Origin of the sequence: Rhizobium sp. J15 (assembly GCF_002531825.1) — a bacterium.
Taxonomy (GTDB): Bacteria; Pseudomonadota; Alphaproteobacteria; order Rhizobiales; family Rhizobiaceae; genus Rhizobium.
On the sequence record NZ_NWSX01000007.1, the window covers coordinates 115,814 to 136,654 of the forward strand.

Genomic DNA, 20,841 nt, shown 5'->3' on the forward strand with positions numbered 1-20,841 from the left:
TCTCACCTTAGCTGGCTTGCATCGCTATCAGCTTCTGGAGCGCCTTCTCGTAGCTGTTCTCGGCGAGGTAGCGCAGCAGGAATTCGCGCGCCTTGCCGGCCTTCTCCCGCGCAAGCGCGGGCACGCGGAAAATCTCTCTCAGATGCGCGGCCGCGATTTCAGGAGAGGGATCTGCCCAGACCGCGTCCTTGAGCCCGGCAAATTCCGGATGCGTATCGACAACGGGAATGAGGGGAGAGGCGACCGGCCAGCTATTGTCGGGGTCGCAGAAGTCCACTGTCCCCGACCAGGCGGTGGATATGACGGGCGTCCCCTGCATGATCGCCTCGGCAACCGTCAGTCCGAAACCTTCCGAGCGGTGCAGCGAAAGATAGGCATCGGAAGAGCGGATGAGACCGTTGATATCGGCATCCGACAGCCTGTCGGTGACGATCCTGATCCTGATGTCGCCCGCGACCGAAGCGATCAGCTCGCGCAGGTCCGCATCCTTATCGACATTGCCGCTGGCCTTCATCAGCAGAAAGGCGTTCGGGCATTCGGCGGCAAATATCCTGAAGGCGTCGATGACCGCCTGCGGGTTCTTCCTGTTGATCGACGATCCGGCGCTGAAGATGAAGCTGACCAGAAAAGCGTCCTTTTCGATGCCGAACTTCTCTCGCATGCCTTCCGTCGCCGCCTTTTCGGTGACGGGATGCGGAACCACGATGACGGGCGCCTTGGTGAGAGGGGCAATCGTCCGCCTGGTGAATTCCGACGGCACGAAGATCGCATTCATGTAACGCAATCCATTGCGCCACTCCGCCGGCACGACCTCGAGCTCCCAGGCGAAATAGCCGATGTTGAAGGCGCGGGTGAAGTTCGCGAGCCCCTTCTTCAGGATGGCGCGCGGCAGCATCGGCGGATTGAGATGCCAGATCCGGCTCCCCGGCGGTTCGGTGGAGAGATGCGATGGCGCCCAGCCGGCAAAGGACTTCTCATCCGGATGCGTGCTGACATCGGACAGCGAGATTGCCTGCCCCGCCCCCGCAAGCGCGCCGGCGCAGAGCCTTGCCGATTCGCCGACGCCGACGGCCATTGAGAGATAGCCGACGATTTCCATGGGCTTGCGGGGATTGAAGGCAAGGCGCGACCGAGGAATCAGCCGCTGCAGGACGTGAGCACGCAGAAAGCGGTATGTCGTTCTCAAAACAGCTCTTTCTCAATGGATAGGCCTCCCGAGCGGGAGCTTTAGCCCGCGAACGTGACGCGATGCGAACTGCCTAGACTTCTGATTTCGCCCGTCGGCGGAACATCGTTCTCGATACCGGGCAGCGCGTGGAGCCTCACGCGCCGCAATGCGCCGGGAGCAAGGTGGAACCAGTCGTCGTCGGCCCTATAGCCTTCGACGTCGATATGCACCGATTGCGCCAGCCGGTCGGTTCTGAGGTCGACGACCCAGTCGTCGCCGTCTCTGCCGAGCGACGCCTCGATGGCTGCATCATGCAGCGCTTTTCCGCGCCCGCAGGGGAAGTGGAAGCTTTCCGCCAGAACCGCGCTGTCGGCAAGCGAGCGCAGGCGCGCCACGCTTGCATCATGCGACGGCGGCCCGAAACGGAAGGCATAGGTCGTATCGAAAAAGGCGCCGAAGAGCGCGGTCGCAGCGAAACGCTGCGTGTCCCTTGCCGCCAGCTTGAAGGCCAAGCTGCCGCTGACGACCTGCTGCCTTCCATCGCGCAGGCAGGCGACCTCGAGCTCGACGTCGAGATCGGCATCCGTCTCGTTGACGACATGCACATCGAGGCCGTTGGTTCCCTCGTCGGTGAAGATTGCCTGGATCGGCCGGAACGCGCGGCGCATCGCATACCAGACGGGTTTCGGCTCGCCGGTGGAATCGATGACCCCCCAGCCGGGACCGGGCATGAGGTCCTGCAGTGTCCAGACGAGCGCTCCGTTGCAGGCCGAACCCTTGCGCCGCCATTCGGCGAAAGTCTCCTCGATCACCTCGCCGGTGACGGCGCGGGAGAGATCGAGATAGCGCTCCGGGTCTTCGCGGCGCAGCCGGGCCGGATCGAGACCGTAGAGAAGCTCGAGATAGAAGTCGCGAACATCCTCGAAATCCCAGGATGCGCTGCGGTCGCGCGGCACGCGCGCCTTCCAGAGCGGGCTGTGCACGGCGGGCACGTCGAGATGACGCTGCAGCGTCCTTTGCTGCGGCACATGCGCGAAAGCGAGGCTCTCGGAGGCAAACCGCACGTCGGCGCGGCGCGCATCCGCGAGCGGCCGCATATAGGCGCCGACCCCGTAATAATGCGCAATGCCTGAATTGGGCGAGAACGGCATCGCTCCGCCATAGGGCGAGTTCGGAACATAGGGCACGTCAGGACGCATGCGCGCGGTGATCGCCGGGATGATTTCGTCGGTGACGGGCCCGCTCCAGAATTCCATGGGCAGGCCGAGCATCGCCGCCTGCTGGTGGATCTCGCTGCCGCCGCAGAGCACGGCGAGGCAAGGCGAACCCTGGACGCCGTGCAGGAATTCCTCGACCTCGGCTTGGACATGGCCGAGGAAGGCCTTGTCGTTGCGCGGATAGTCGAAATTGGCGAACATGAAATCCTGCCACACCAACAGGCCGAGCTCATCGCAGAGGGCAAAGAATTCGGGCGTCTCATAAGCCATGGTGCCGCCGATGCGGATCATGTTCATGCCGGCTTGCGCGGCAAGCCGCAGGAACGGCTCGTAATCCGCCCGACCGCCCGGCAATCGCGCGATGTCGGCCGTCGTCCATACCGCGCCGCGGCAGAAGACGCGCTCGCCGTTGATCAGGAGCCCAAAATCATCGCCATCGGCGCCGCGCTCGACCTCGATGCGCCGGAAACCAGTCCTGCCGAGCGGATATTCCGCCCCATCAGACACCAGCGTCAGGTCGTAGAGACGCGGAACGCCATGTGTATGCGGCCACCAGGGCTCGATGTCGGAAAGCTTGAGGATGGCGGAATAGTGATTGTCGCCGACCTTCTCGAAGGGCTGTTCCATGCCGCCGCAGTGCAACAGCATCGCCGGCTTCTCGGCATTGCTGTGCAGGGAAACGCTGAGACGGCCGGCGCCGCTCTCATCCAGCACGGCCCGGATGGAGACATTGTCGATCGAGATGGATTTGCGCCGCACCAGCGAAATCGGCCGCCACGGTCCGACGGCATGGATCTCGGGGCACCAGCCGGGCATATGGCCGAGCAGCGTCGTGCGGAAATTCTTCAGCCCCGCCGGCGTGATCATCTGCGGCCGCCAGCGCGCGCGCGGGCCGGGCTCGGACAGGCGCGGCCCGAGCGCGCGGAAGCAGAGCGCCAGCTCGTCACCGCCCAGAAGCGTCACCGGGAGCTCATGCGCCGTGAACATGCTCTCGGAAAAGAGGATTTCCTCGCCATTGAGGAAGACATGGCACAGCGTCGCAAGACCGCCGAAACGCAGGATCGCCTCGCCGGGCTCGGCATCGAAAAGCCGGCAGAGATACCAGGCGTCTTTCGTGTTCAGCGGCTCGGGATTTTCCCGGTCGAACAGCCCGGCTTTCTCAAGCGCCGCGGCAACGGTGCCGGGGACGGGTGCGGGGATGAACTGCGCGGAAAGGTGAATGTCGTGCGGCACGGCGCAGGCGCCCGGCTCCGTCAGGATCAGGTTCCAGCCTTCGGAAAGCACACTTTCCTCGGCTCCGATGCTTGCCAAACGCCCCCGCATGGTCAAATCTCCGGCCTCAGACTCGCTCCGCAAGCGATGCCATCATGGAATCCCATGCATCGGCGGCCGGATCAAGTGCCGCCTGCAGCGGCTCGAACCTCCTGCGGGCGACTGCGCGGGCAAGCTGGAACTGCACGGATTTCGCCGCGTCGGAAATACGCCGGGCATCTTCGGCCGCCGCCGCGAATTCCGAGGAGAGCCAGGCCAGATAATCGGATGCCAGCTCGAAATTGGCGCCGACCTGGCGAAGCGTGTTGAAGGCATATTTGTGGAAGAAGCCGAACGGCCGCTCCGCCACCGCCTCCACCTGCTGCGGAAAGACGGCAGCGAAGGCGCGGATCGGGTTTTCGCGGGGACGCCTGGCGAAATGAAAATCCGCGAGTTGCCGCGCGGTCGCCCTCAGATGCGCTTCATCGGCGGGCTTGTCCGGAAACCGTGCAAACTCCGTATAGGGCAGGAAGGGCGGATCGCTCTCCGCCAGATGCTGCTGGAACAGCCCGTCGAAATCTTCGCCTTCCAGCTGGAAATAGCCGGCATTGTGGAAATACTCGACCCGCTTTGCCGCCACGTCCAGCCGGTTGATTGCCACTGTCGTCTTGCCGTGCTCCTGCCGGTAGGCGGTTCCCCGCGTATCCGGCATGTAGAAGGAATCCATCTCGATCAGGCAGAGGCGGCCGCGCGCAATCTGCACGTCGACATGCCGTTCGACGCGGTCGTAGATCGCAAGCTCGGTCGCGCGGATGCCGTAGAGCGCTTCGAGATCATCGAGCGGCACCTTGAAGAAGGTGAACTGGTCGCCCTCGAAATCCTGCGCCAGGGTGAAACCCAGCATCGCCTCGGGGGCGGCGCCCGCCGTCGCCAGCACCTCGATCCAGAGGTCGACATAGCAATTGGTTTCCGGCCATGCGCGCTCGCCGGAATGCAGCGCGTGCTGCCGGTAGGTTTCCGGGCTGATCCCCGGGAAGACCGATGTCATTGATGTCATCAGCCCCACAGCGTTTTCCGCACGCCGGCCGGCCACTCCTTCACGTCGAGCCCGTGGTGGTGGAAGAGCGCGAGCGCGATGCGCTCCAGCCCGAAGCCGACGCAGGCCGTATGCGCGACGCTGCCGTCCTCGAGGTTGAGGCCCCACTTCAGGCCGAAGGAGTCCTGATGGTAGTTGAAGCTCATGCAGGCCGTCGGCTTCGCCGCCGACGTGATCGGGATCAGCAGTTCGAACTTCAGGTTCTGGTCACGCTGGTTGTTGACCATCATCTTGCCGGCACGGCCGAAGAACGGATCGTTGGCGACGTCGATGGTTACATCGAGGCCGAGCTGCTTCATCATCTCGACACCGCGATCCATCCATTTCTGGCGGAAATCGGTGACGTGCTGTTCCGTTCCCATGCAGACATATTCGCGCATGCGGAACAGCTGCTGGCGCGCCGGATCCTTCGACGGTTCGTGGCGGAAGCAATAGGACTGCAGGTCGAATAGGCCGCCCGTCTTCGGCAGGTTGCCGCGCTTGGCAATCGTCGGATAGAGCGGATAGCAGGCAGCCGGCGTCAGCACGATATCGGTCGCCTGCTGGCCCTTGGTCCAGTCCTCGCCGACTTCCATGCATTCCAGCAGGCTCATGTGATCGAGCTCGCTGCCGCAGAAACTGTGCACCGTGCCGGCAAGCTGCGGGAAGCTCTTCATGTAGCCGCTCTTTTCGAAGAGCGCGCGGTTCATGCCGGGCGGAAAACGCATCGCTTCGGCGCCATCGGCGCCGCCGAATGTATCGATCAGCCGCTCGAAGGCGGTGATGACATCTTCGAACTGGCCGCTGCGGCCATAGAGACCGTCAACGCCGGTATCGATCAGCAGGCCGGATTCGAAGAGCCGGTCCAGAAACGAGGTCTGCATATCCATGACTGTCACCCCAGTAGGCTAGTGTCCTGCTTGTGGACGAGGAGCATGCTCGACGTGTTGCCGAGGATGCGGTCGTTCGAAATCATCAGCTGTGCGGAATGCGCATCGCGCAGATGGCGTCCGAGGCTGAAGGGCGTACCGTTCTTGTAGCCCATGATGCCGCAGATCAGCATGGCGTGATTGACGATCTCCAGGATCGTCTCGGACGAGGCGATCTTGACGTTGTTCATCGCAACCGCAAAGCCCATCGACGACAGCCTGTCGGAATCCGCCTTGGCGTCCTCATAGGCCTTGAGCCCGGCGACGACGTTGGATTTCACCATCTGCAGCAGGTTCGAGACTTCGGCGAGGCGCAGCGCGCCCGGCGGCTGCGCATCCGGCGCCTTGCGGGCAGCGGCGCGCACGAAGGCCTGGGCGCGTGCGACGGCATCGACCGCGATCCCGTACCAGACGCCGCTCCACAGGAGGTGCGAGGAAGCGAGCATGGATTGCGCGGCGATTTCCGCGAAAGGCTTCGGCAGGATTTGTCGCGCCGGCGCTTCGCCTTTGAAGAGGAAGCCGTCGGAACAGGTGCCGCGCATGCCGAGCGTATTCCAGGCATGCGTCTTTTCGAGCGTGTACTGATCCTTGAGGAAGGCCGTCAGCACCTGATCGGAAGAAGCCGCCTGGGCGTGGGCACGCGAAGTGATGAGAATGGCGTCGGCATGCGAGCCGTAGGAGATGACGGTGGCATCCTTTTCCAGCCGGCAGATGTCGCCGTCGACCTCGATCGCGCAGATGCTGTTGCGCAGGTTTCCGCCGATGCCGCCCTCGGTCGTGGCCGACGCGATCAGCAGCTGGTCGGCAGCGATGCTATGCATGAAACTGCGATGCCATTCGCTGTCGGCGCCATGTTCGACGAGGCTCGACAGCTTGATGTGGTGCATGGCGAAGACCATGGCGCTTGCCGCGCAAGCCTGGCCGAGCATCGAGCACAATTCGGCGATTTCGGTGGTCGACGCCGATTCACCGCCGAGCTGGCGGGGAATCTGGATGCCGAGAAGCCTTTCGGCCTTCATCGCATCCACGGCCTCCCGGGGAAAGCGGCCCTCGATATCGACGGTATCGGCGTGTTTGGCCGCAATTTCGGCGACACGGGCGACCCTTGCGACAAGACCGTCCTGCATGATCTTGACGGGGAAGTTCATCAGGCGACCTTCCGGCTGTCCCGGATGATATCGACCGTCTTGGCGATCGCCGAGATGCTCGCGAAGGATTTGCGGTTCAGGAGATTGTCGGGAAATTCGATGTCGAACGCCTCTTCGATGCCCAGCATCAGCTGCACCGAGGCAAAGGACGTCAGGCCCGCCGCATAAAGATCGGCGTCGTCGGCGACCTGATCGATTGCGACAGGAAGCTTGCCGAATTTGGCTACGAGGTCGCGGATTGTCTTATTCATCCCATCACTCCAAGATTCTCATGATCCCGAACCGGCGTTCATCGCCTTGTCATGAGCGTTCTTTTAGTGCGGAAAACAGAACATTCCGCTAATGTGTTGGGTTAAATATGATTGTTGCTCATAGTTAGAATTTTATCGATCCACTCGGACAAGCGGCGAATATTCGTTCTATATCAATGCCCTGGCATCGTTTCAGCCGTAATGTTCTTCACGGCTTGCGGTGAAACGAGTACAGAAATGACACGGAAAAGCGGCGATTTGCCTTAATTAGCAGGCGGATAGGAATGCTCGCCGCCGCGATAATCCGAAACCGAATAACAGCCTTCGCCCGTTGCCCGGACTGTGCTTGCGCTGACGACGGCCTTGCCGTGGCCGCCCGGAATGTCGAGGATGTAGGCCGGCTGGCAAAGGCCGGAAATCCGCCCGCGCAGCGCCGCCACGATCCGCTGCCCCTCCTCGATCGTCAATCTGAAATGACCGGTGCCGGGCGCCAGATCCGGATGGTGGAGGTAATAGGGTTTGACGCGGATTTCGACGAAAGCCTTCATCAGCTCCGCCAGCACATCGGGATCGTCGTTGACGCCTTTCAGCAGCACCGATTGGCTGATCATGGCGATACCGGCATCGACGAGGCGGGCGCAGGCGGCGCGCGCTTCCGCCGTCAGTTCCCTGGCATGGTTGGCATGCAGCGCCACATAGACCGTCTTGCCGCTCGCCTTCAGCGCGTCGATCATCGCCGCGTCGATCTTCTCTGGATCGACGACGGGAACGCGCGTGTGGAAACGCACGATCTTCACATGCGCGATATCCGCGAGCGCCTCCATGATCTCGCGGAGCCGGCGCGGCGAAAGCACCAGCGGATCGCCGCCGGTCAGAATGACCTCCCAGATTTCCTGGTGGCTTCTGATGTAATCGAAGGCTGCTTCCATCGCAGCCGCATCGAGCGTGCCAAGGCCCTGCGGCCCCACCATTTCCCGGCGGAAACAGAAGCGGCAATAGACCGGGCAGACATGCACGGCCTTCAGCAGCACGCGGTCGGGATAGCGGTGAACGATGCCTTCGACCGGGCTATGGGCATGATCGCCGATCGGGTCGGCGCGTTCCTCCGGCGCGACCGTCAATTCGCCTGCGTCGGGCACGAATTGGCGCGCGATCGGATCAGCGGGATCGGCGCGATCGATCAGCCTGGTGACGGCAGGCGTCAGCGCGATCGCATAGCGTGCGGCAACCGCCTCGAGCGCTGCGCGGCCGGCAGGCGCGGCGAGCCCCGCTTTGACGAGATCCTCGACGCTCTTGATCGGTTTGACGGCATTCATTTTCCGTACTCCGCAACCGGCGCCCAGAGCACATGGTCGATGCGCGCGGCCCCCGTCGCCAGCATCACCAGCCGGTCGAAGCCAAGCGCGATGCCGCTTGCCTCGGGCATCAGCGAAAGCGCCGCCAGGAAATCCTCGTCGATCGGATAGGTCTCGCCGTAGATCCGCGCCTTTTCGGCCATCTCGATCTCGAAGCGGCGCCGCTGTTCGGCGGCATTGGTGAGCTCGCCGAAGCCGTTGGCCAGCTCGACGCCGCAAGCATAGAGCTCGAAACGTTCGGCAACCCTGGGATCGCGCGCCGAGGGACGCGCAAGCGCGGCCTCCGAAACAGGATATTCGTCGAGGATGGTGATGCGGCCGAAGCCGAGATGCGGCTCGATCTTTTCGACCAGCACCCGGCTGAAGAGATCGGCCCAGCCGTCGTCATCGGCAACGCGCATGCCGGTACGTCTCAGCTCCGCTGCCAGATGATCGCGATCGGTCGAGCCGTCGGCGCTGACGGAGGCGAGGAGATCGATGCCGGCATGGCGTTCGAAGGCTTCGGCGACACTGAGCCGCTCCGGCCCGGCGAAAGGATCGCTGACGGCGCCGCGATAGGCGAGCGTCTTGGTCTTCACCGTCTCGGCCGCCAGCACCAGGATCCGCACGCAATCCATCATCAGGCTCTCATAGCTTTCGCCGGCGCGATACCATTCGAGCATGGTGAATTCGGGATGGTGCAGCGGCCCGCGCTCGCGGTTGCGGTAGACATGGGCAAAACACGAAATGCGTTTCTCGCCTGCCGCAAGCAGCTTCTTGCAGGCAAATTCCGGTGAAGTGTGCAGGTAGAATGGCGCCTTCTGCCCATCCGTCGTCACCGCTTCCGTCGCGAAGGCATGCAGATGCGCCTCGTTGCCGGGCGAGACCTGCAGCACCGCCGTATCGACCTCGATGAAATCCTCGCGCGCGAAAAACCCGCGCAGCGCAGCCTGGATCGCATTACGCCCGATCAGGAACGGGCGGCGATCGGCATGCACGGACGGGGTCCACCAGGGGGACGCTTTGGCCGAAAAATTCATTCCAAGCTTTCTTCGCCGGAGAAGCCGGTATGGGGGGTGGCTATTTCCCGGATTTTAGGTTAGTTGCGCCCCCAAAGAAAAACATTTGCGTCTTCAGGGCGTCTCGTCAGTCCTCTACGACGCCGAAAGCCGAGTTACAAGGAAGTCTTATGGTCAAGGTCATCGCCTCTTCGGTCCGCAAGGGCAACGTTCTCGACGTCGACGGCAAGCTCTACGTCGTTCTCACAGCCCAGAACTTTCATCCGGGCAAGGGCACGCCGGTCACCCAGGTCGACATGCGCCGCATCGTCGACGGCGTGAAGGTTTCCGAGCGCTGGCGCACCACCGAGCAGGTCGAGCGCGCCTTCGTCGAAGACGTGAACTTCCAGTACCTCTATGAAGACGGCGAAGGCTTCCACTTCATGAATCCGGCGAACTACGACCAGGTGGTCGTCAGCCAGGAAACCATGGGCGACCAGAAGGCCTATCTCCAGGAAGGCATGACCTGCATCCTGTCGATCCATGAAGGAATTCCGCTGGCGCTCGAACTGCCGCGCCACGTCACGCTCGAAATCGTCGAGACGGAACCGGTCGTCAAGGGCCAGACGGCCTCCTCGTCCTACAAGCCGGCCATGCTCTCCAACGGCATCCGCACATCGGTCCCGCCGCATATCGACGCCGGCACCCGCGTCGTCATCGCAACGGAAGACAATTCCTACGTCGAGCGCGCCAAGGACTGATCTCTGGTTTTCGCCTGTTCAGGAGGCCGGCCCGCGCCGGCCTCATGCTGAATTCAGGCAGGCGTCGAATTCCAAGATTCGAATTCAGATTACCTTTCGGACCTCGCTCTCGAAGCTCATGACATGAGCCATTGCGATCCTTTCAGCCTCATCTGCATCACCTCTGCATACGGCCTCAAGCATGAGGACCTGATCATGCAAGACGTCCTCAAGACGCGGCACCAGCGTCGGAAACCGTTTCATGGCGACGTACAGGATTCTCAGCGACAGATTGTGGTAGTGATCCAGCGTGTCGAATAGGAAAGAGTTCTTCGCCACTTTGTAAATGAAGCGATGAACCCGGCGATCTAGGGCAAGGATGTCTTCCAGCGCCATCGGACCGGTTGTCTGCTTGAGCTCATCGATCAGTTGCCGCGCTTCTTGCCGCTCGAACTCGCGCAGCCTTTCCGCAGCCAGTCGCGTCGCCCAGGATTCGATCCGTGCTCGTGCCTCGTAAACGGCAGTAAGATCATTGATATCGATCTTGCTGACAAATGTGCCGCGCCGCGCGCTGACGACGACGAAACCGTCATATTGCAGGCGCTGAAGCGCCTCCCGGACCGGCGTGCGCCCGACTTCCATGCGTTTCATGAGCTCGGCCTCCCGCAGAAGCGTGCCCGGAGGAAGCAGTGTCGTAATGATATCATCGCGCAGCCGAATGTATGTCCGCTCCGCCAGCGTTGATTCAGCCGCTTCGTACTCCGCTTCGAATACCGACATATTCAGCGTGTTCCTCTTTCTGTCCATTTCCGCATAGCCAAACACTGCGCCGCCTAAAAAAGCGCTCAACGAATCTGCTTGACTTCGTATAGTGTCGGCATATCTTCAATATATCAGCAATATATAACCACAAAGAGGGGTTCAAATGAAACATGCTGAATTGAAGAAAAAATCGCCGGCGAATGGGATCGTTGCCCTGGCGATATTGAGTTTGGAACTGTTCGGGACGGCCGTGCCACCCGCAGCCGCCGCCGACGATCTGGAACTGATGAAGCCCGGCACGCTCGTCGTCACGGTGCAGCCCTACATGCCCTACACGGCGGTTAAGGATGGGAAGCTCGTCGGCCTTGACAGCGACATCCTGACAGCCATCGCCGATAAGCTCGGCCTGAAGATCGAAATCAACGTCACCGACTTTCCAGGCATGCTGGCTTCCGTCCAGACGCAGCGGGCTGACATAACCATTGGCGGAATCGCATGGTCCGACGCCCGCCAGAAAGTCGGCCTGTTCACGGACCCGCCGTATTATTCGCCACCGGCCATGGCTATAAGCGGCACGGCAAGCTTTCCGGATGTTGCGAGCCTGGAAGGCAAGAATCTCGGTACCGTCACCGGCTATGTCTGGGCGAAATCCATCGCGCAGGTCCCGAACGCATCACCCCATACGTTCCCGAGCGCCGACAGCGTGTTCCAGGATATTTCTGCCGGGCGCCTCGACGTCGGCTTTCTCGATCCGCTGCTGATCACCTATCAACAGCAGCAGCGCCCTGACATGAAGGTCCGCATCGAATATCTGAAGCCGCCGACGAACGAACAGGTCGCCGCGCACCCCGATTACAAATATTTCCAAGCCTATATGACCGGATTCTACCTTCCAAAGCAGTCGCCGAAGCTGGCTAGGGCTGTTTCCGATCAGATTGACGGCATGTACAAGGACGGATCGCTTGCGGCTTTGATCACGAAATGGGGCGGCGATCCCCGGCAGTTCTTGGTCCCATCGCCCGAAATGGCGGCACAGCGGCGCGGCGTTGACCGTCCCGCCGACTGGAACCCGCCTTCCATCGCAAAGTGAGGTCGAAGCATGACGGCGCTGTCATCCTTCACCGATATGTTCCAGGTTCCCTGGAACGACTACGTCGGAAACATTGCCGGAGGTCTGCTCAAGACCCTCGGCTACACCATGGCGAGCTTCGTCGGCGCGACGATCCTTGGTCTTGCACTTGCATTGATGAGGCTCAACCGGCGCCGGCTGGTTCGCGTCCCCGCGGCGCTCTATACGGAGCTTTTTAAAAACGTACCGCTCCTCGCGATCATTTTCCTCACCTACTTCGGCCTGCCTTCCATAGGCATCAGGCTGGAGGTTTTCGAAGCTGGCGTATTGAGCCTAGTGCTCTTCTACGCAGCCTACCTGTCCGAGATCTTTCGGGCAGCTATCGCCGGTGTACATCGAGGACAGCAGGAGGCGTCTCAAGCGCTCGGATTAGGGCGCGGCAAAACTTTCAGCCATGTCGTTCTGCCGCAGGCGGTGCGGCTGGCGCTTCCCGGTACGAACACCATGTTCGTCGACCTGATCAAGTCGACCTCGCTGCTTGTGACGATCTCCGCTGCCGAACTGATGACGCAGGCCCAATTGATAGCCTCGGAAACGTTCCGAGCGCTGGAAGTGTATCTCGTGATCTCGGCCGTCTATTTCGTCATCTGCTATCCGGTGTCACAATGTCTGCTCCTGCTTGAGCGCAAGATCCATGCGGGTGTGCCGTTGTCATTGGCCAGACGGCGCCGGCTGAAATTGGCCAAGGCCTATCTCGCCGAGGGGAAAGTCTGACCCATGACCAGCACTCCTGCCAAAACTGCCTTCGTTTCAAAGCAGCCGGTCGGTCGCCCCGCCGTCAAAATAAGCGGATTGCGCAAGTCTTTCGACGGGTGCCTGGTGCTTGACCGCGTCGATCTCGATGTTCCCACAGGCAAAATCGTCAGCATCATCGGTCAGAGCGGTGGAGGAAAGACCACCCTCATGCGCTGCGTCAATTTGCTTGAGCGTCCCGATCAGGGAACGATCACTGTCGACGATGAGACGATCTTCGCTGACGGCAAAATAACCTGCCGCAGCCTTGCAAAACTTCGGCAACGCGTCGGCATGGTGTTCCAGCGTTTCAATCTGTTCCCGCATCTGACGGCCGTGGAGAACGTCATTCTCGCTCAGATGCAAGCAGCCGGGATTGCGGAGAGACAGGCTGTGGAACGGGCCGTGAAACTTCTGACCAGAGTGGGCCTTGCCAAACGGGCTATGGCTTATCCGGAGCAGATGTCGGGCGGCGAGCAGCAGCGTGTGGCGATTGCACGTGCCCTGGCGCTGGAACCCACGGTGTTACTCTTCGACGAGCCGACGTCGGCGCTCGATCCTGAATCGACCGGCGAAGTTCTCCGCGTCATGCGGGAACTCGCCGCCGACGGCATGACGATGATCCTGGTCACCCACGAGCTGCCCTTTGCGAAAGAGGTGTCGGACTGGGTCGTGTTCATCGATGGCGGTCTTATCATCGAGCAGGGAACCGCCGCAGATGTGCTTGACCGTCCAACGGAAGCACGCACGGCTGCCTATGTCGCGCGTTACGCTTCCCCAGGCTAGCCTTGCGTGATCTGAACGCTCCGGCGGCGCATGGCGCCGCCGGAGAGTCCGGTCGGCATCAGGCCTCGTTCCTCCAAGGTATCCGATGAACAAGCTCACAACAGATATCGCCGTCATCGGCGGCGGTGTGATCGGCGTGGCAACCGCTCTGCGGCTGCGTGCCGACGGTCGCGATGTCGTGCTGATCGAACCGAACAAACCCGGTTCGGGCGCATCCTACGGCAATGCCGGAACGATCGCCGATTATGCGATCATTCCCGTCGGCACGCCCGCTGTCCTTAAAAACCTGGCCGCGCTGCTTCTGAATTCCGACAGCCCTTTATCCATCCGCAAGGCCGCTTTGCCGACGTTATTTCCATGGCTGGTGCGTTTTGCCTACGAATCCCTCCCTCACAGATACAGAGACAATACGAGCCGCATCGCCGATCTTCTGTCCGACGCTTCATCGGAATGGCTCGAACTCGCAGCGGAAATCGGCGCATCCGATCTCTTGAGCGCGAAAGGATGCCTCTATCTCTACCAAACACCCGAGGCCTTCAAGGCGGCCGCTTCGGATGTCGAGCTTCGCCGAAACTACGGGATAGGGCAGCAGCTTCTCACTCCCGAGGAAGTGCAAAGCCTCGAGCCCCGGCTGCCGCAGGTCCATGGCGGAGGGCTTTTCTTTCCAAAGGCGATAAACTTCACCGATCCCGGCCAGGTCATGAGCGTGATGGAAGCCGCCGCCAGACAAGCGGGGGTCGAGTTCGTCCGAGACTCCGTGACGACTATTTTGCGTCAGCGGAATGGAGTGAGGATGCTGGCTTCAGCCCACAGCATTCATGCCCGAGCGGCGGTGATCGCCGCCGGGGCACATTCCCGCGGGCTGGCTCTGCAGCTTGGAGAGCGGGTCCTGCTGGATACTGAGCGGGGTTATCATCTCGAGTTCGATATGGAAACGCTGCCGGTGGAACGGCCGGTATGCCCGACGCATCATGGATTTTACTTTTGCCCGATGCGTGGCCGCTTGCGCGTGGCCGGGACTGTGGAGCTCGGCGGCATTACCGCTCCTTCGAACCCGAGGCGCCTCCAAGTGTTGCTTGCAAATGCGCGCAGGATTTTCCCAACGCTTGGTGAACCAAGTCGGAGCTGGATGGGTTTCCGTCCTTCCATGCCCGATTCCGTTCCCGTCATCCGGCCTTCAAAAGGAGGAAGGGACGTCGTGTTTGCTTTTGGACACGGGCATATCGGTTTGACGCTGGCACCGCGGACTGCCCGCATGGTCAGCTCCATTCTGGCCGCTTGATCGCGTCATGAACCGTGCTTGCGACAGCGGCAGCCCTTTTATCCGGCTCAGAGATGCGGGTTGCGCGGCCGGTATTTCTTGACGAGCTTCTGGTTGATCTCGGCGGCCCCGGGCATGTTGGCGCTGAGATAAACAGGCGCATCGCCTGACTTGGAAAGCTCGGAGGCGACTTCGGCGAAGATCGCATTGATGACCGTCACCCCGACCGCCGTCGAGACCGGCCCGACCCGAAGGCCGGTGCCTTCGAGATCGACGACGGCGTCGCCGGGCGGCAGTCCGTTGTCGAGCACGATATCGGCGACCTCGGAAAGCCGCCGGCGGCCATTGGCGATCGCCGTGGAATAGGCGATCGAGGTGATGGCGATCACCCTAGCACCGATTTCATGCGCATAGTCGGCGGCCTCGATCGGCGCGGCGTTTACGCCCGAATTCGAAGCAATGATGATGACGTCGCCCGGCTGCATGCCGTATCGCTCCAGCATCGGCCGCACGAGGCCCTGAGTCCGCTCATAGACCGAGCTGATGACCGCGCCCTCGTGCAGCATCGCCGATCCGACCAGTACCGGCACGGTGAAGGCGAGCCCGCCGGCGCGATAATGCACCTCCTCCGCCAGCATATGCGAATGGCCGGTGCCGAAGACATAGACGCGCTTGTCGCCGCGGGCAGCATCGAGGATCACCGCCGCCGCCTGCGCCATCGGTTCGGCAAGTGCCTGCTTCAGCGTCTCCAGCCGGCCGATCAGATTGGAGAAATAGGCATCCGTGATCGCAGTCATCCCAGGTCTCCCAAAGCAATTCCCGGAAAAGTGCGAAGCGGTTTTCCATCCGGAATTGCGTAAAAGCAAAAGGTTAGAGCGGTTCTGTGCTTCGTTGGAAGCGGAACCGCTCTTGATGTCAGGCCGCCTCGCCGGCAAGCCAGGTGGCGGTAACGGTCAGGGCATCGGTGAGATGGACGAGATCGGCGCGCGCGCCCGGCGAGAGCTGGCCGCGATCGGCAAGCCGCAGGAAGCGCGCGGGATAGAGGGTCGCCATGCGTAGAGCCTCGGCGAGCGTCAGGTCGAGATAGGTGACGCCGTAGCGGATCGCCGAAATCATATCGACATCGGAGCCGGCGAGCGTGCCATCGGAAAGCACCAGCTTCGAGCAGAAACCGCCCCTTTCGCGCCGGACGGTGCGGCCGTTCAGCGTAAACGAATCCTTTTCCGAGCCGACGAGCGACATCGCATCGGTGACGAAGAACAGCTTGCCTTCCCCGCGCTTGGCCCGCAACGCCGTGCGCAAGGCCTTGGGATCGACGTGATGGCCGTCGGCGATGACGCCGCACCAGGTCGAGGGATGGTCGATCGCCGCGCCGACGAGGCCGGGGGCGCGATGCCCCATCTGGCTCATCGCGTTGAAGAGATGTGTCACGCCCCGCGCGCCTGCATCGAAACGGTCTTCCGCCGCCTTGCTCGAACAATCGGAATGGCCGATGCTGACGGTGACGCCGGCTTCGGCAAGCGCGCGCACCTGGGCGACCGTCACCTGCTCGGCGGCAATGGTGACGAGCAGCGTGCCGATCGCTTCGCGCGCCTGAATGAAGGCCTTGACGTCGCGATCCTCGACCGGCCGCATCAGTTCGGCGAGGTGGGCGCCTTTGCGCGCGGGTGCGAGATGCGGGCCTTCGAGATGCAGACCGGCGACGCCGCGGTTGGCCTTGACGGCCTCCTTCGCCGCTTCGATGGCGGCAGCCGATGCCTCTGACGTATCGGTAATCAGCGTCGGCAGCAGCGAGGTCGTGCCATAGGGCCGGTGCCCGCCGGCGATGATGTCCATCGAGGCGGCTGACGGTTCGTCGTTCAGCATCCGGCCGCCGCCGCCATTGACCTGCGCATCGATGAAGCCGGCCGACAGGATGCCGCCCGCAAGCGTCACCGTCTCGCCGGCTGGCAGATCGTTGCCTGAAACGATTGCTTCGACGCGGCCGCCGGCAACGACGAGCGCTTTGTCGTCATGGAAGCGCTCGCCGTCGAAGATGCGGGCGCCGATGAAGATCTTGCGGATCATCAGACCGTCTCCGTCACCTTGAGCAGGTTGGCCGGCCGGTCGGGATCGAAGCCCTTGCGGCGCGTCACCGACTCGATCAGCCGGTAATAGACGAGCAGCGATACCAGCGGATCGAGGAGGCCGTTGCCCGTCGTCGGCACGCGCAGATTGATGCCGGAAAGCGGCTGGGCCGAGAAGCCGACGGTGGTGGCGCCGAGCTTCTGCAGCCGCTCCAGCGCCTTGCCGTTATTGTCGAAGGCCGCATCATCAGGCGCGAAGGCGACGATCGGAAAGCCCGGCTGCACCAGACGCATCGGGCCATGCATCAATTCCGCCAGCGAAAAGGCCTCGGCATGCACGCCGGAGGTTTCCTTGGCCTTCAGCGCCGCTTCGAGCGCAATCGCGAAGGCCGGGCCACGGCCGGCCGTATAGAGCGAGGTCGCGTTGAAGAGCACCTCCTCGGCCGCCGCCGTATCGATTCCCGCGGTCGCCGAAAGCGCCTCCGGCAGCTTGGCGAGCGCGGCCTGCAGCCCGGACGCGCCGCCGATCGCAGCCGTCACGCCGGAAAGGGCGGCGACGGAGGCGATGAAGGATTTCGTCGCCGCGACGCTCTTTTCCGCGCCGGCATTGAGGCCGAGAACGATATCCGCCTGCTTGGCGAGCGGGCTGTCGGTGACGTTGACGACGGCGATCGTCGTCGCCCCGCCCTTCTTCGCCGCCTCCTGCAGCGCCACGATATCGGGGCTCGCACCCGACTGCGAAACGGTGAAATGCACGCCGCCCTTCAGGTGAAGGGCAGCGCCATAGACGGAAGCGATCGACGGGCCGACCGATGCGACCGGAACGCCGCAGCTGATTTCGAAGAGATATTTGAAGAAGGTGGCGGCATGGTCCGAGGAACCGCGCGCCGCCGTCGTCACCACGCTCGGGCGGGTCGACGAAAACAGCCGGGCGATCTCGTCAAAGACCGGTTTTTCCTTCTCGAGAAGCGTGGCCACCACCTCCGGCGATTGGCCGGCTTCCTGCAGCATCAGCGACTGGTTTTCACTCATGGTTCATCTCCAATTCTCAATTCTGCAACGAAATCATAGGCATCGCCGCGATAATGCGAGCGGGTGTATTCGACGACGCGCTGATCTTCCAGGCGCGAAACACGTTCGATCAGGAGCGCCGGCGCGCCAGCCTTGACGTTCAGCATCGCGGCGTAGGACGCATCGAGCGTCACGGCGGTCAGCCGTTGCAGCGCGCGCACCGGCCGATGGCCGTTCGCCGCCAGCGCGTCGTAGAGCGATCCTTCGCCGCCGGCATCGCCGCCGAGGAACTTGACCGGCACCACGGCCCGCTCGATCGCCAGCGGCAGTCCGTCCGCGAGGCGCAGCCGGTCGAGCCTCAGAACCGGCTCGTCGCTGCCGAGACCGAGCAGGAAGGATTCCTCCGGCGACGGCGTGTTGACCTCCCGCGACAATATCCGTGCGGCCGGCAGACGCCCGCGTGAGCGCATGTCGGCGGAGAAGGAGGAGAGTCGCCAGAGCGACTGTTCCATCCGCTCGACCTTGCTCGATACGAAAGTACCGCTTCCGTGGCGCGATTCCAGTGCGCCTGAAGTCATCAGATCGCGATAGGCGGTGCGCACGGTGACGCGGCCGAGCTTCAGGGCCTCGGCGAGATCACGCTCACCCGGCAGCGCCGTGCCGGGCTTCAGCAGGCCTTCCTGAATGAGGCTGGTCAGCGCCTGCGCCAGCCGCTTGTAGAGCGGGCCGGTCAGAGCTTCGTCGCGCAGCCCGCGCCTGCTCAGTTCCGCTATCAGACTGGTTCTATCCATGGGGACACAATAGAACCTATTTAGAACCAATCGACAAGGCCAAATCGGCTGCCGACAAGAAAAAACCCTCTCCGGACCGGAGAGGGTTCATAGCGGTGAAATTCGACAGCCGTGCGTCCCGAGGACGCTCAGCTCTTGGTGAAGATATAATCCGTCTCCTGGCGCAGCACCTCGCCCGGGCGCAGGATCGCATTCGGAAAACCTTCATGATTGATGGCATCCGGCCAGACCTGCGTCTCCAGGCAAAAGCCGGCGAACGGGCCGTATTTGCGCCCGCCGAGGCCGGGAGCCCCTGTGTTGAGCTTGAAGCCGGCATAAAACTGCACGCCCGGCTCGGTGCTGCGCACCTCCAGCGACACGCCCGAATAGAGGCTGCGGGCAAGCACGACGCTGCGCTTGGCGGTGCGTTCGGCCGACAGGCAGAAATTATGATCGTACAGCGCCTGCTCGCTGCCGACGAAACGCTTCATCGGCGCCATTTCGCGGAAATCGAACTCCGTGCCGGCGACGGAACGGATCTCGCCGGTCGGCACCTGCTTCTCGTCGGTCGGCAGATAGTGATCGGCTGCGATCATGATGTCATGGCCGAGCGCGTCCTCGCGGCCGTCGAGATTGAAATAGGCGTGCTGGCAGACATTGGCGAGCGTCGGCTGATCGCTGGTCGATTCATAAATGATCGACAGTTCGCCGTTGCCGTGCACCCAGAACGTCGCCTGGATGGTGCAATTGCCGGGGTAGCCGGCGCGGCCGTCGGGATCGACGATCTTCATCACCAGGCGGTCGACATCGTGCTCGACGATCGTCCAGTTGCGCTTGGCGATGTTGTCGCTGCCGCCGTGCAGATGCGTGACGCCGTTTTCATTCGGCTCGAGCTGATAATTCATGCCGTCGAGCGTGAACCTGCCGCCGCCGACGCGGTTGGCGCAGCGGCCGGGGGTCGCGCCGAAATAGGCCGAATAGAGCGGGTAGCTGTCGAAATCCTCGAAACCGAGCTGCAGCGGCGCATCATGTCCTTCGAGGCGCAGATCCTGAATGACCGCGCCCCAGGTGATGATCTTGGCCGTCAGCCCGCCGCCCTTGATGACGACACGGTGGACGGTCTCGCCCGCCTTCGTCTGCCCGAAAACTTCCCGCTCCAACTTATCCGACATGATCGACCGTCCATTCTATGCGCGTTCGATAAAGACGCGCGGCGCTATAGGGTTCGGACCGGAACCTGCCCGCATTTGCTCCAAACCGCAACCGGGCAGATCGGAAAGAAACGCCGCTCAGAGGTCCATGCCGATCTCTTCGACGTCGTAGGGCGTCGTCTGATAGATCTCGTTGATCCAGTTGCCGAACAGGAGATGCGCATGGCTGCGCCAGCGGTTCTGCGGCGGAAGTGCGGGATCGTTATGCGGAAAGTAATTGTGCGGCATCTTGATCGGCACGCCGGCATTGACGTCGCGGAAATACTCGTCGGAGAGCGAGGTGGAATCATATTCGACGTGGTTGAACATATAGAGCCGCCGGCCTCGCTTCTCGTGCACGAGGCAGACGCCCATCTCGCTGGATTCCATCAGGATCTCCAGGCTGTCCGATTTCTCGATATCGGCGCGCCGTACCTCGGTCCAGCGCGATACCGGCACCTCGAAATTGTCGGAGAAACCGTTGAGATAGATCGAGGAGGGCTTGAGGTTCCGGTGGCGGTAGACGCCGAAGGCCTTCTCCTTGAGCTCGTACTTGGGAACGCCGTGGAAGTGATAGATCGCCGCCATCGCGCCCCAGCAGACGTTCATCGTCGAATGGACGTTGGTTTCCGTCCAGTCGAGAATCTCCCGCATCTCTGACCAATAGGTGACGTCCTCATAGGGCAGGAGCTCGATCGGCGCGCCGGTGATGATGAAGCCGTCGAATTTGCGCTGCTTTACTTCCTCCCAGGTCTGGTAGAAGGCAAGCAGGTGATCTTCGGAGGTGTTCTTCGCCTTGTGCCCGCCGATGCGGATGAGAGACAGTTCCACCTGCAGCGGCGAGGCGCCGACGAGACGCGCCATCTGCACTTCGGTCTTGATCTTGTTCGGCATCAGGTTGAGCAGCCCGATCTGCAGCGGTCTTATATCCTGACGGATCGCCATCGTCTCGGTCATCACCCGCACACCCTCTTGAACCAGGGTTTCGAAGGCGGGCAGCGTATCGGGGATCTTGATGGGCAT

Annotated in this window: 20 protein-coding genes; 5 read left to right on the top strand and 15 right to left on the bottom strand. The window is 62.2% G+C overall.

The features are described 5' to 3' along the window. Window positions 1–7: 7 nt before the first annotated feature. From CO670_RS08440 to epmA, 8 genes are all read right to left on the bottom strand, one after another. Window positions 8–1,186 carry a glycosyltransferase family 4 protein gene (locus CO670_RS08440; RefSeq protein WP_097589827.1) on the bottom strand — a complete coding sequence of 393 codons (1,179 nt, stop codon included), beginning with the start codon at window positions 1,184–1,186 and terminating at the stop codon, window positions 8–10. Window positions 1,187–1,227: 41 nt separating this feature from the next. After that, window positions 1,228–3,708, bottom strand: coding sequence for a glycoside hydrolase family 2 protein (locus tag CO670_RS08445; RefSeq protein WP_097589828.1), 2,481 nt, complete (start codon window positions 3,706–3,708; stop codon window positions 1,228–1,230). A 16-nt stretch (window positions 3,709–3,724) separates the two neighbouring features. Further along, entirely contained in the window at window positions 3,725–4,684 is a 960-nt protein-coding gene (locus CO670_RS08450) for a DUF1839 family protein (RefSeq protein ID WP_097589937.1), read from the bottom strand. A gap of 8 nt (window positions 4,685–4,692) precedes the next feature. Next, on the bottom strand, window positions 4,693–5,601 hold the full coding sequence (locus CO670_RS08455; RefSeq protein WP_097589829.1) for an amino acid--[acyl-carrier-protein] ligase: 909 nt from the start codon (window positions 5,599–5,601) through the stop codon (window positions 4,693–4,695). 5 nt (window positions 5,602–5,606) lie between these two features. After that, window positions 5,607–6,788 (bottom strand): acyl-CoA dehydrogenase family protein, encoded by a 1,182-nt coding sequence (locus CO670_RS08460; RefSeq protein WP_097589830.1) that lies wholly within the window; start codon window positions 6,786–6,788, stop codon window positions 5,607–5,609. Then, window positions 6,788–7,039 (bottom strand): acyl carrier protein, encoded by a 252-nt coding sequence (locus tag CO670_RS08465; protein ID WP_097589831.1) that lies wholly within the window; start codon window positions 7,037–7,039, stop codon window positions 6,788–6,790. The genes CO670_RS08460 and CO670_RS08465 overlap by 1 nt, the downstream gene beginning before the upstream one ends. A gap of 263 nt (window positions 7,040–7,302) precedes the next feature. Beyond that, a complete protein-coding gene (locus tag CO670_RS08470; RefSeq protein WP_097589832.1) occupies window positions 7,303–8,355 on the bottom strand; it encodes a lysine-2,3-aminomutase-like protein in 1,053 nt (350 codons plus the stop codon). Then, window positions 8,352–9,413: an EF-P lysine aminoacylase EpmA gene (epmA, locus tag CO670_RS08475; RefSeq protein ID WP_097589833.1), complete on the bottom strand. Its 1,062-nt coding sequence runs from the start codon at window positions 9,411–9,413 to the stop codon at window positions 8,352–8,354. Before epmA ends, CO670_RS08470 begins: the two co-directional genes overlap by 4 nt. Window positions 9,414–9,562: 149 nt before the next feature. On the opposite strand from epmA, the gene efp reads away from it, so the two are divergent. Then, a complete protein-coding gene (gene efp / locus CO670_RS08480; RefSeq protein WP_008528334.1) occupies window positions 9,563–10,132 on the top strand; it encodes an elongation factor P in 570 nt (189 codons plus the stop codon). Between the two features lie 84 nt (window positions 10,133–10,216). On the opposite strand, the gene CO670_RS08485 is transcribed toward efp, so the two are convergent. Continuing rightward, on the bottom strand, window positions 10,217–10,891 hold the full coding sequence (locus CO670_RS08485; RefSeq protein WP_097589834.1) for a GntR family transcriptional regulator: 675 nt from the start codon (window positions 10,889–10,891) through the stop codon (window positions 10,217–10,219). 145 nt (window positions 10,892–11,036) lie between these two features. Here CO670_RS08485 and CO670_RS08490 point away from each other — a divergent pair, with 145 nt between their 5' ends. From CO670_RS08490 to CO670_RS08505, 4 genes are all read left to right on the top strand, one after another. Continuing rightward, window positions 11,037–11,963: a transporter substrate-binding domain-containing protein gene (locus tag CO670_RS08490; RefSeq protein WP_097589835.1), complete on the top strand. Its 927-nt coding sequence runs from the start codon at window positions 11,037–11,039 to the stop codon at window positions 11,961–11,963. 9 nt (window positions 11,964–11,972) lie between these two features. Continuing rightward, window positions 11,973–12,716, top strand: coding sequence for an amino acid ABC transporter permease (locus CO670_RS08495; RefSeq protein ID WP_097589836.1), 744 nt, complete (start codon window positions 11,973–11,975; stop codon window positions 12,714–12,716). Window positions 12,717–12,719: 3 nt separating this feature from the next. Further along, window positions 12,720–13,520, top strand: a complete 801-nt coding sequence (locus CO670_RS08500) for an amino acid ABC transporter ATP-binding protein (protein ID WP_097589837.1) — start codon at window positions 12,720–12,722, stop codon at window positions 13,518–13,520. Window positions 13,521–13,605: 85 nt separating this feature from the next. Further along, a complete protein-coding gene (locus tag CO670_RS08505; RefSeq protein ID WP_097589838.1) occupies window positions 13,606–14,802 on the top strand; it encodes an FAD-dependent oxidoreductase in 1,197 nt (398 codons plus the stop codon). Between the two features lie 47 nt (window positions 14,803–14,849). Here CO670_RS08505 and CO670_RS08510 read toward each other — a convergent pair whose 3' ends face one another. The 6 genes from CO670_RS08510 to metA all read right to left on the bottom strand — a co-directional run bounded on the left by CO670_RS08510 (window position 14,850) and on the right by metA (window position 20,841). After that, window positions 14,850–15,578, bottom strand: coding sequence for an SIS domain-containing protein (locus tag CO670_RS08510; RefSeq protein ID WP_097589839.1), 729 nt, complete (start codon window positions 15,576–15,578; stop codon window positions 14,850–14,852). Between the two features lie 118 nt (window positions 15,579–15,696). After that, window positions 15,697–16,848, bottom strand: coding sequence for an N-acetylglucosamine-6-phosphate deacetylase (nagA, locus tag CO670_RS08515; RefSeq protein ID WP_097589840.1), 1,152 nt, complete (start codon window positions 16,846–16,848; stop codon window positions 15,697–15,699). Beyond that, window positions 16,848–17,879 carry an SIS domain-containing protein gene (locus tag CO670_RS08520; protein WP_097589841.1) on the bottom strand — a complete coding sequence of 344 codons (1,032 nt, stop codon included), beginning with the start codon at window positions 17,877–17,879 and terminating at the stop codon, window positions 16,848–16,850. Before CO670_RS08520 ends, nagA begins: the two co-directional genes overlap by 1 nt. Continuing rightward, window positions 17,876–18,649: a GntR family transcriptional regulator gene (locus tag CO670_RS08525; protein WP_097589842.1), complete on the bottom strand. Its 774-nt coding sequence runs from the start codon at window positions 18,647–18,649 to the stop codon at window positions 17,876–17,878. The genes CO670_RS08520 and CO670_RS08525 overlap by 4 nt, the downstream gene beginning before the upstream one ends. Window positions 18,650–18,777: 128 nt before the next feature. Continuing rightward, a complete protein-coding gene (locus CO670_RS08530; RefSeq protein WP_097589843.1) occupies window positions 18,778–19,800 on the bottom strand; it encodes an aldose epimerase family protein in 1,023 nt (340 codons plus the stop codon). A gap of 117 nt (window positions 19,801–19,917) precedes the next feature. Continuing rightward, the gene (metA, locus tag CO670_RS08535) at window positions 19,918–20,841 is read right to left on the bottom strand and encodes a homoserine O-succinyltransferase (RefSeq protein WP_097589844.1); all 924 of its coding nucleotides are present in this window, start codon (window positions 20,839–20,841) and stop codon (window positions 19,918–19,920) included.

Bases quoted from the DNA above. Each gene is read 5' to 3' on its own strand.
- CO670_RS08500 (WP_097589837.1), top strand. From the start codon at position 12,720: ATGACCAGCACTCCTGCCAAAACTGCCTTCGTTTCAAAGCAGCCGGTC.
- CO670_RS08530 (WP_097589843.1), bottom strand. From the start codon at position 19,800: ATGTCGGATAAGTTGGAGCGGGAAGTTTTCGGGCAGACGAAGGCGGGC.
- CO670_RS08450 (WP_097589937.1), bottom strand. From the start codon at position 4,684: ATGACATCGGTCTTCCCGGGGATCAGCCCGGAAACCTACCGGCAGCAC.
- CO670_RS08485 (WP_097589834.1), bottom strand. From the start codon at position 10,891: ATGTCGGTATTCGAAGCGGAGTACGAAGCGGCTGAATCAACGCTGGCG.
- CO670_RS08460 (WP_097589830.1), bottom strand. From the start codon at position 6,788: ATGAACTTCCCCGTCAAGATCATGCAGGACGGTCTTGTCGCAAGGGTC.
- CO670_RS08490 (WP_097589835.1), top strand. From the start codon at position 11,037: ATGAAACATGCTGAATTGAAGAAAAAATCGCCGGCGAATGGGATCGTT.
- efp (WP_008528334.1), top strand. From the start codon at position 9,563: ATGGTCAAGGTCATCGCCTCTTCGGTCCGCAAGGGCAACGTTCTCGAC.
- CO670_RS08465 (WP_097589831.1), bottom strand. From the start codon at position 7,039: ATGAATAAGACAATCCGCGACCTCGTAGCCAAATTCGGCAAGCTTCCT.
- CO670_RS08445 (WP_097589828.1), bottom strand. From the start codon at position 3,708: ATGCGGGGGCGTTTGGCAAGCATCGGAGCCGAGGAAAGTGTGCTTTCC.
- CO670_RS08525 (WP_097589842.1), bottom strand. From the start codon at position 18,649: ATGGATAGAACCAGTCTGATAGCGGAACTGAGCAGGCGCGGGCTGCGC.
- CO670_RS08470 (WP_097589832.1), bottom strand. From the start codon at position 8,355: ATGAATGCCGTCAAACCGATCAAGAGCGTCGAGGATCTCGTCAAAGCG.
- CO670_RS08455 (WP_097589829.1), bottom strand. From the start codon at position 5,601: ATGGATATGCAGACCTCGTTTCTGGACCGGCTCTTCGAATCCGGCCTG.
- epmA (WP_097589833.1), bottom strand. From the start codon at position 9,413: ATGAATTTTTCGGCCAAAGCGTCCCCCTGGTGGACCCCGTCCGTGCAT.
- CO670_RS08495 (WP_097589836.1), top strand. From the start codon at position 11,973: ATGACGGCGCTGTCATCCTTCACCGATATGTTCCAGGTTCCCTGGAAC.
- nagA (WP_097589840.1), bottom strand. From the start codon at position 16,848: ATGATCCGCAAGATCTTCATCGGCGCCCGCATCTTCGACGGCGAGCGC.
- CO670_RS08510 (WP_097589839.1), bottom strand. From the start codon at position 15,578: ATGACTGCGATCACGGATGCCTATTTCTCCAATCTGATCGGCCGGCTG.
- CO670_RS08505 (WP_097589838.1), top strand. From the start codon at position 13,606: ATGAACAAGCTCACAACAGATATCGCCGTCATCGGCGGCGGTGTGATC.
- CO670_RS08520 (WP_097589841.1), bottom strand. From the start codon at position 17,879: ATGAGTGAAAACCAGTCGCTGATGCTGCAGGAAGCCGGCCAATCGCCG.
- metA (WP_097589844.1), bottom strand. From the start codon at position 20,841: ATGCCCATCAAGATCCCCGATACGCTGCCCGCCTTCGAAACCCTGGTT.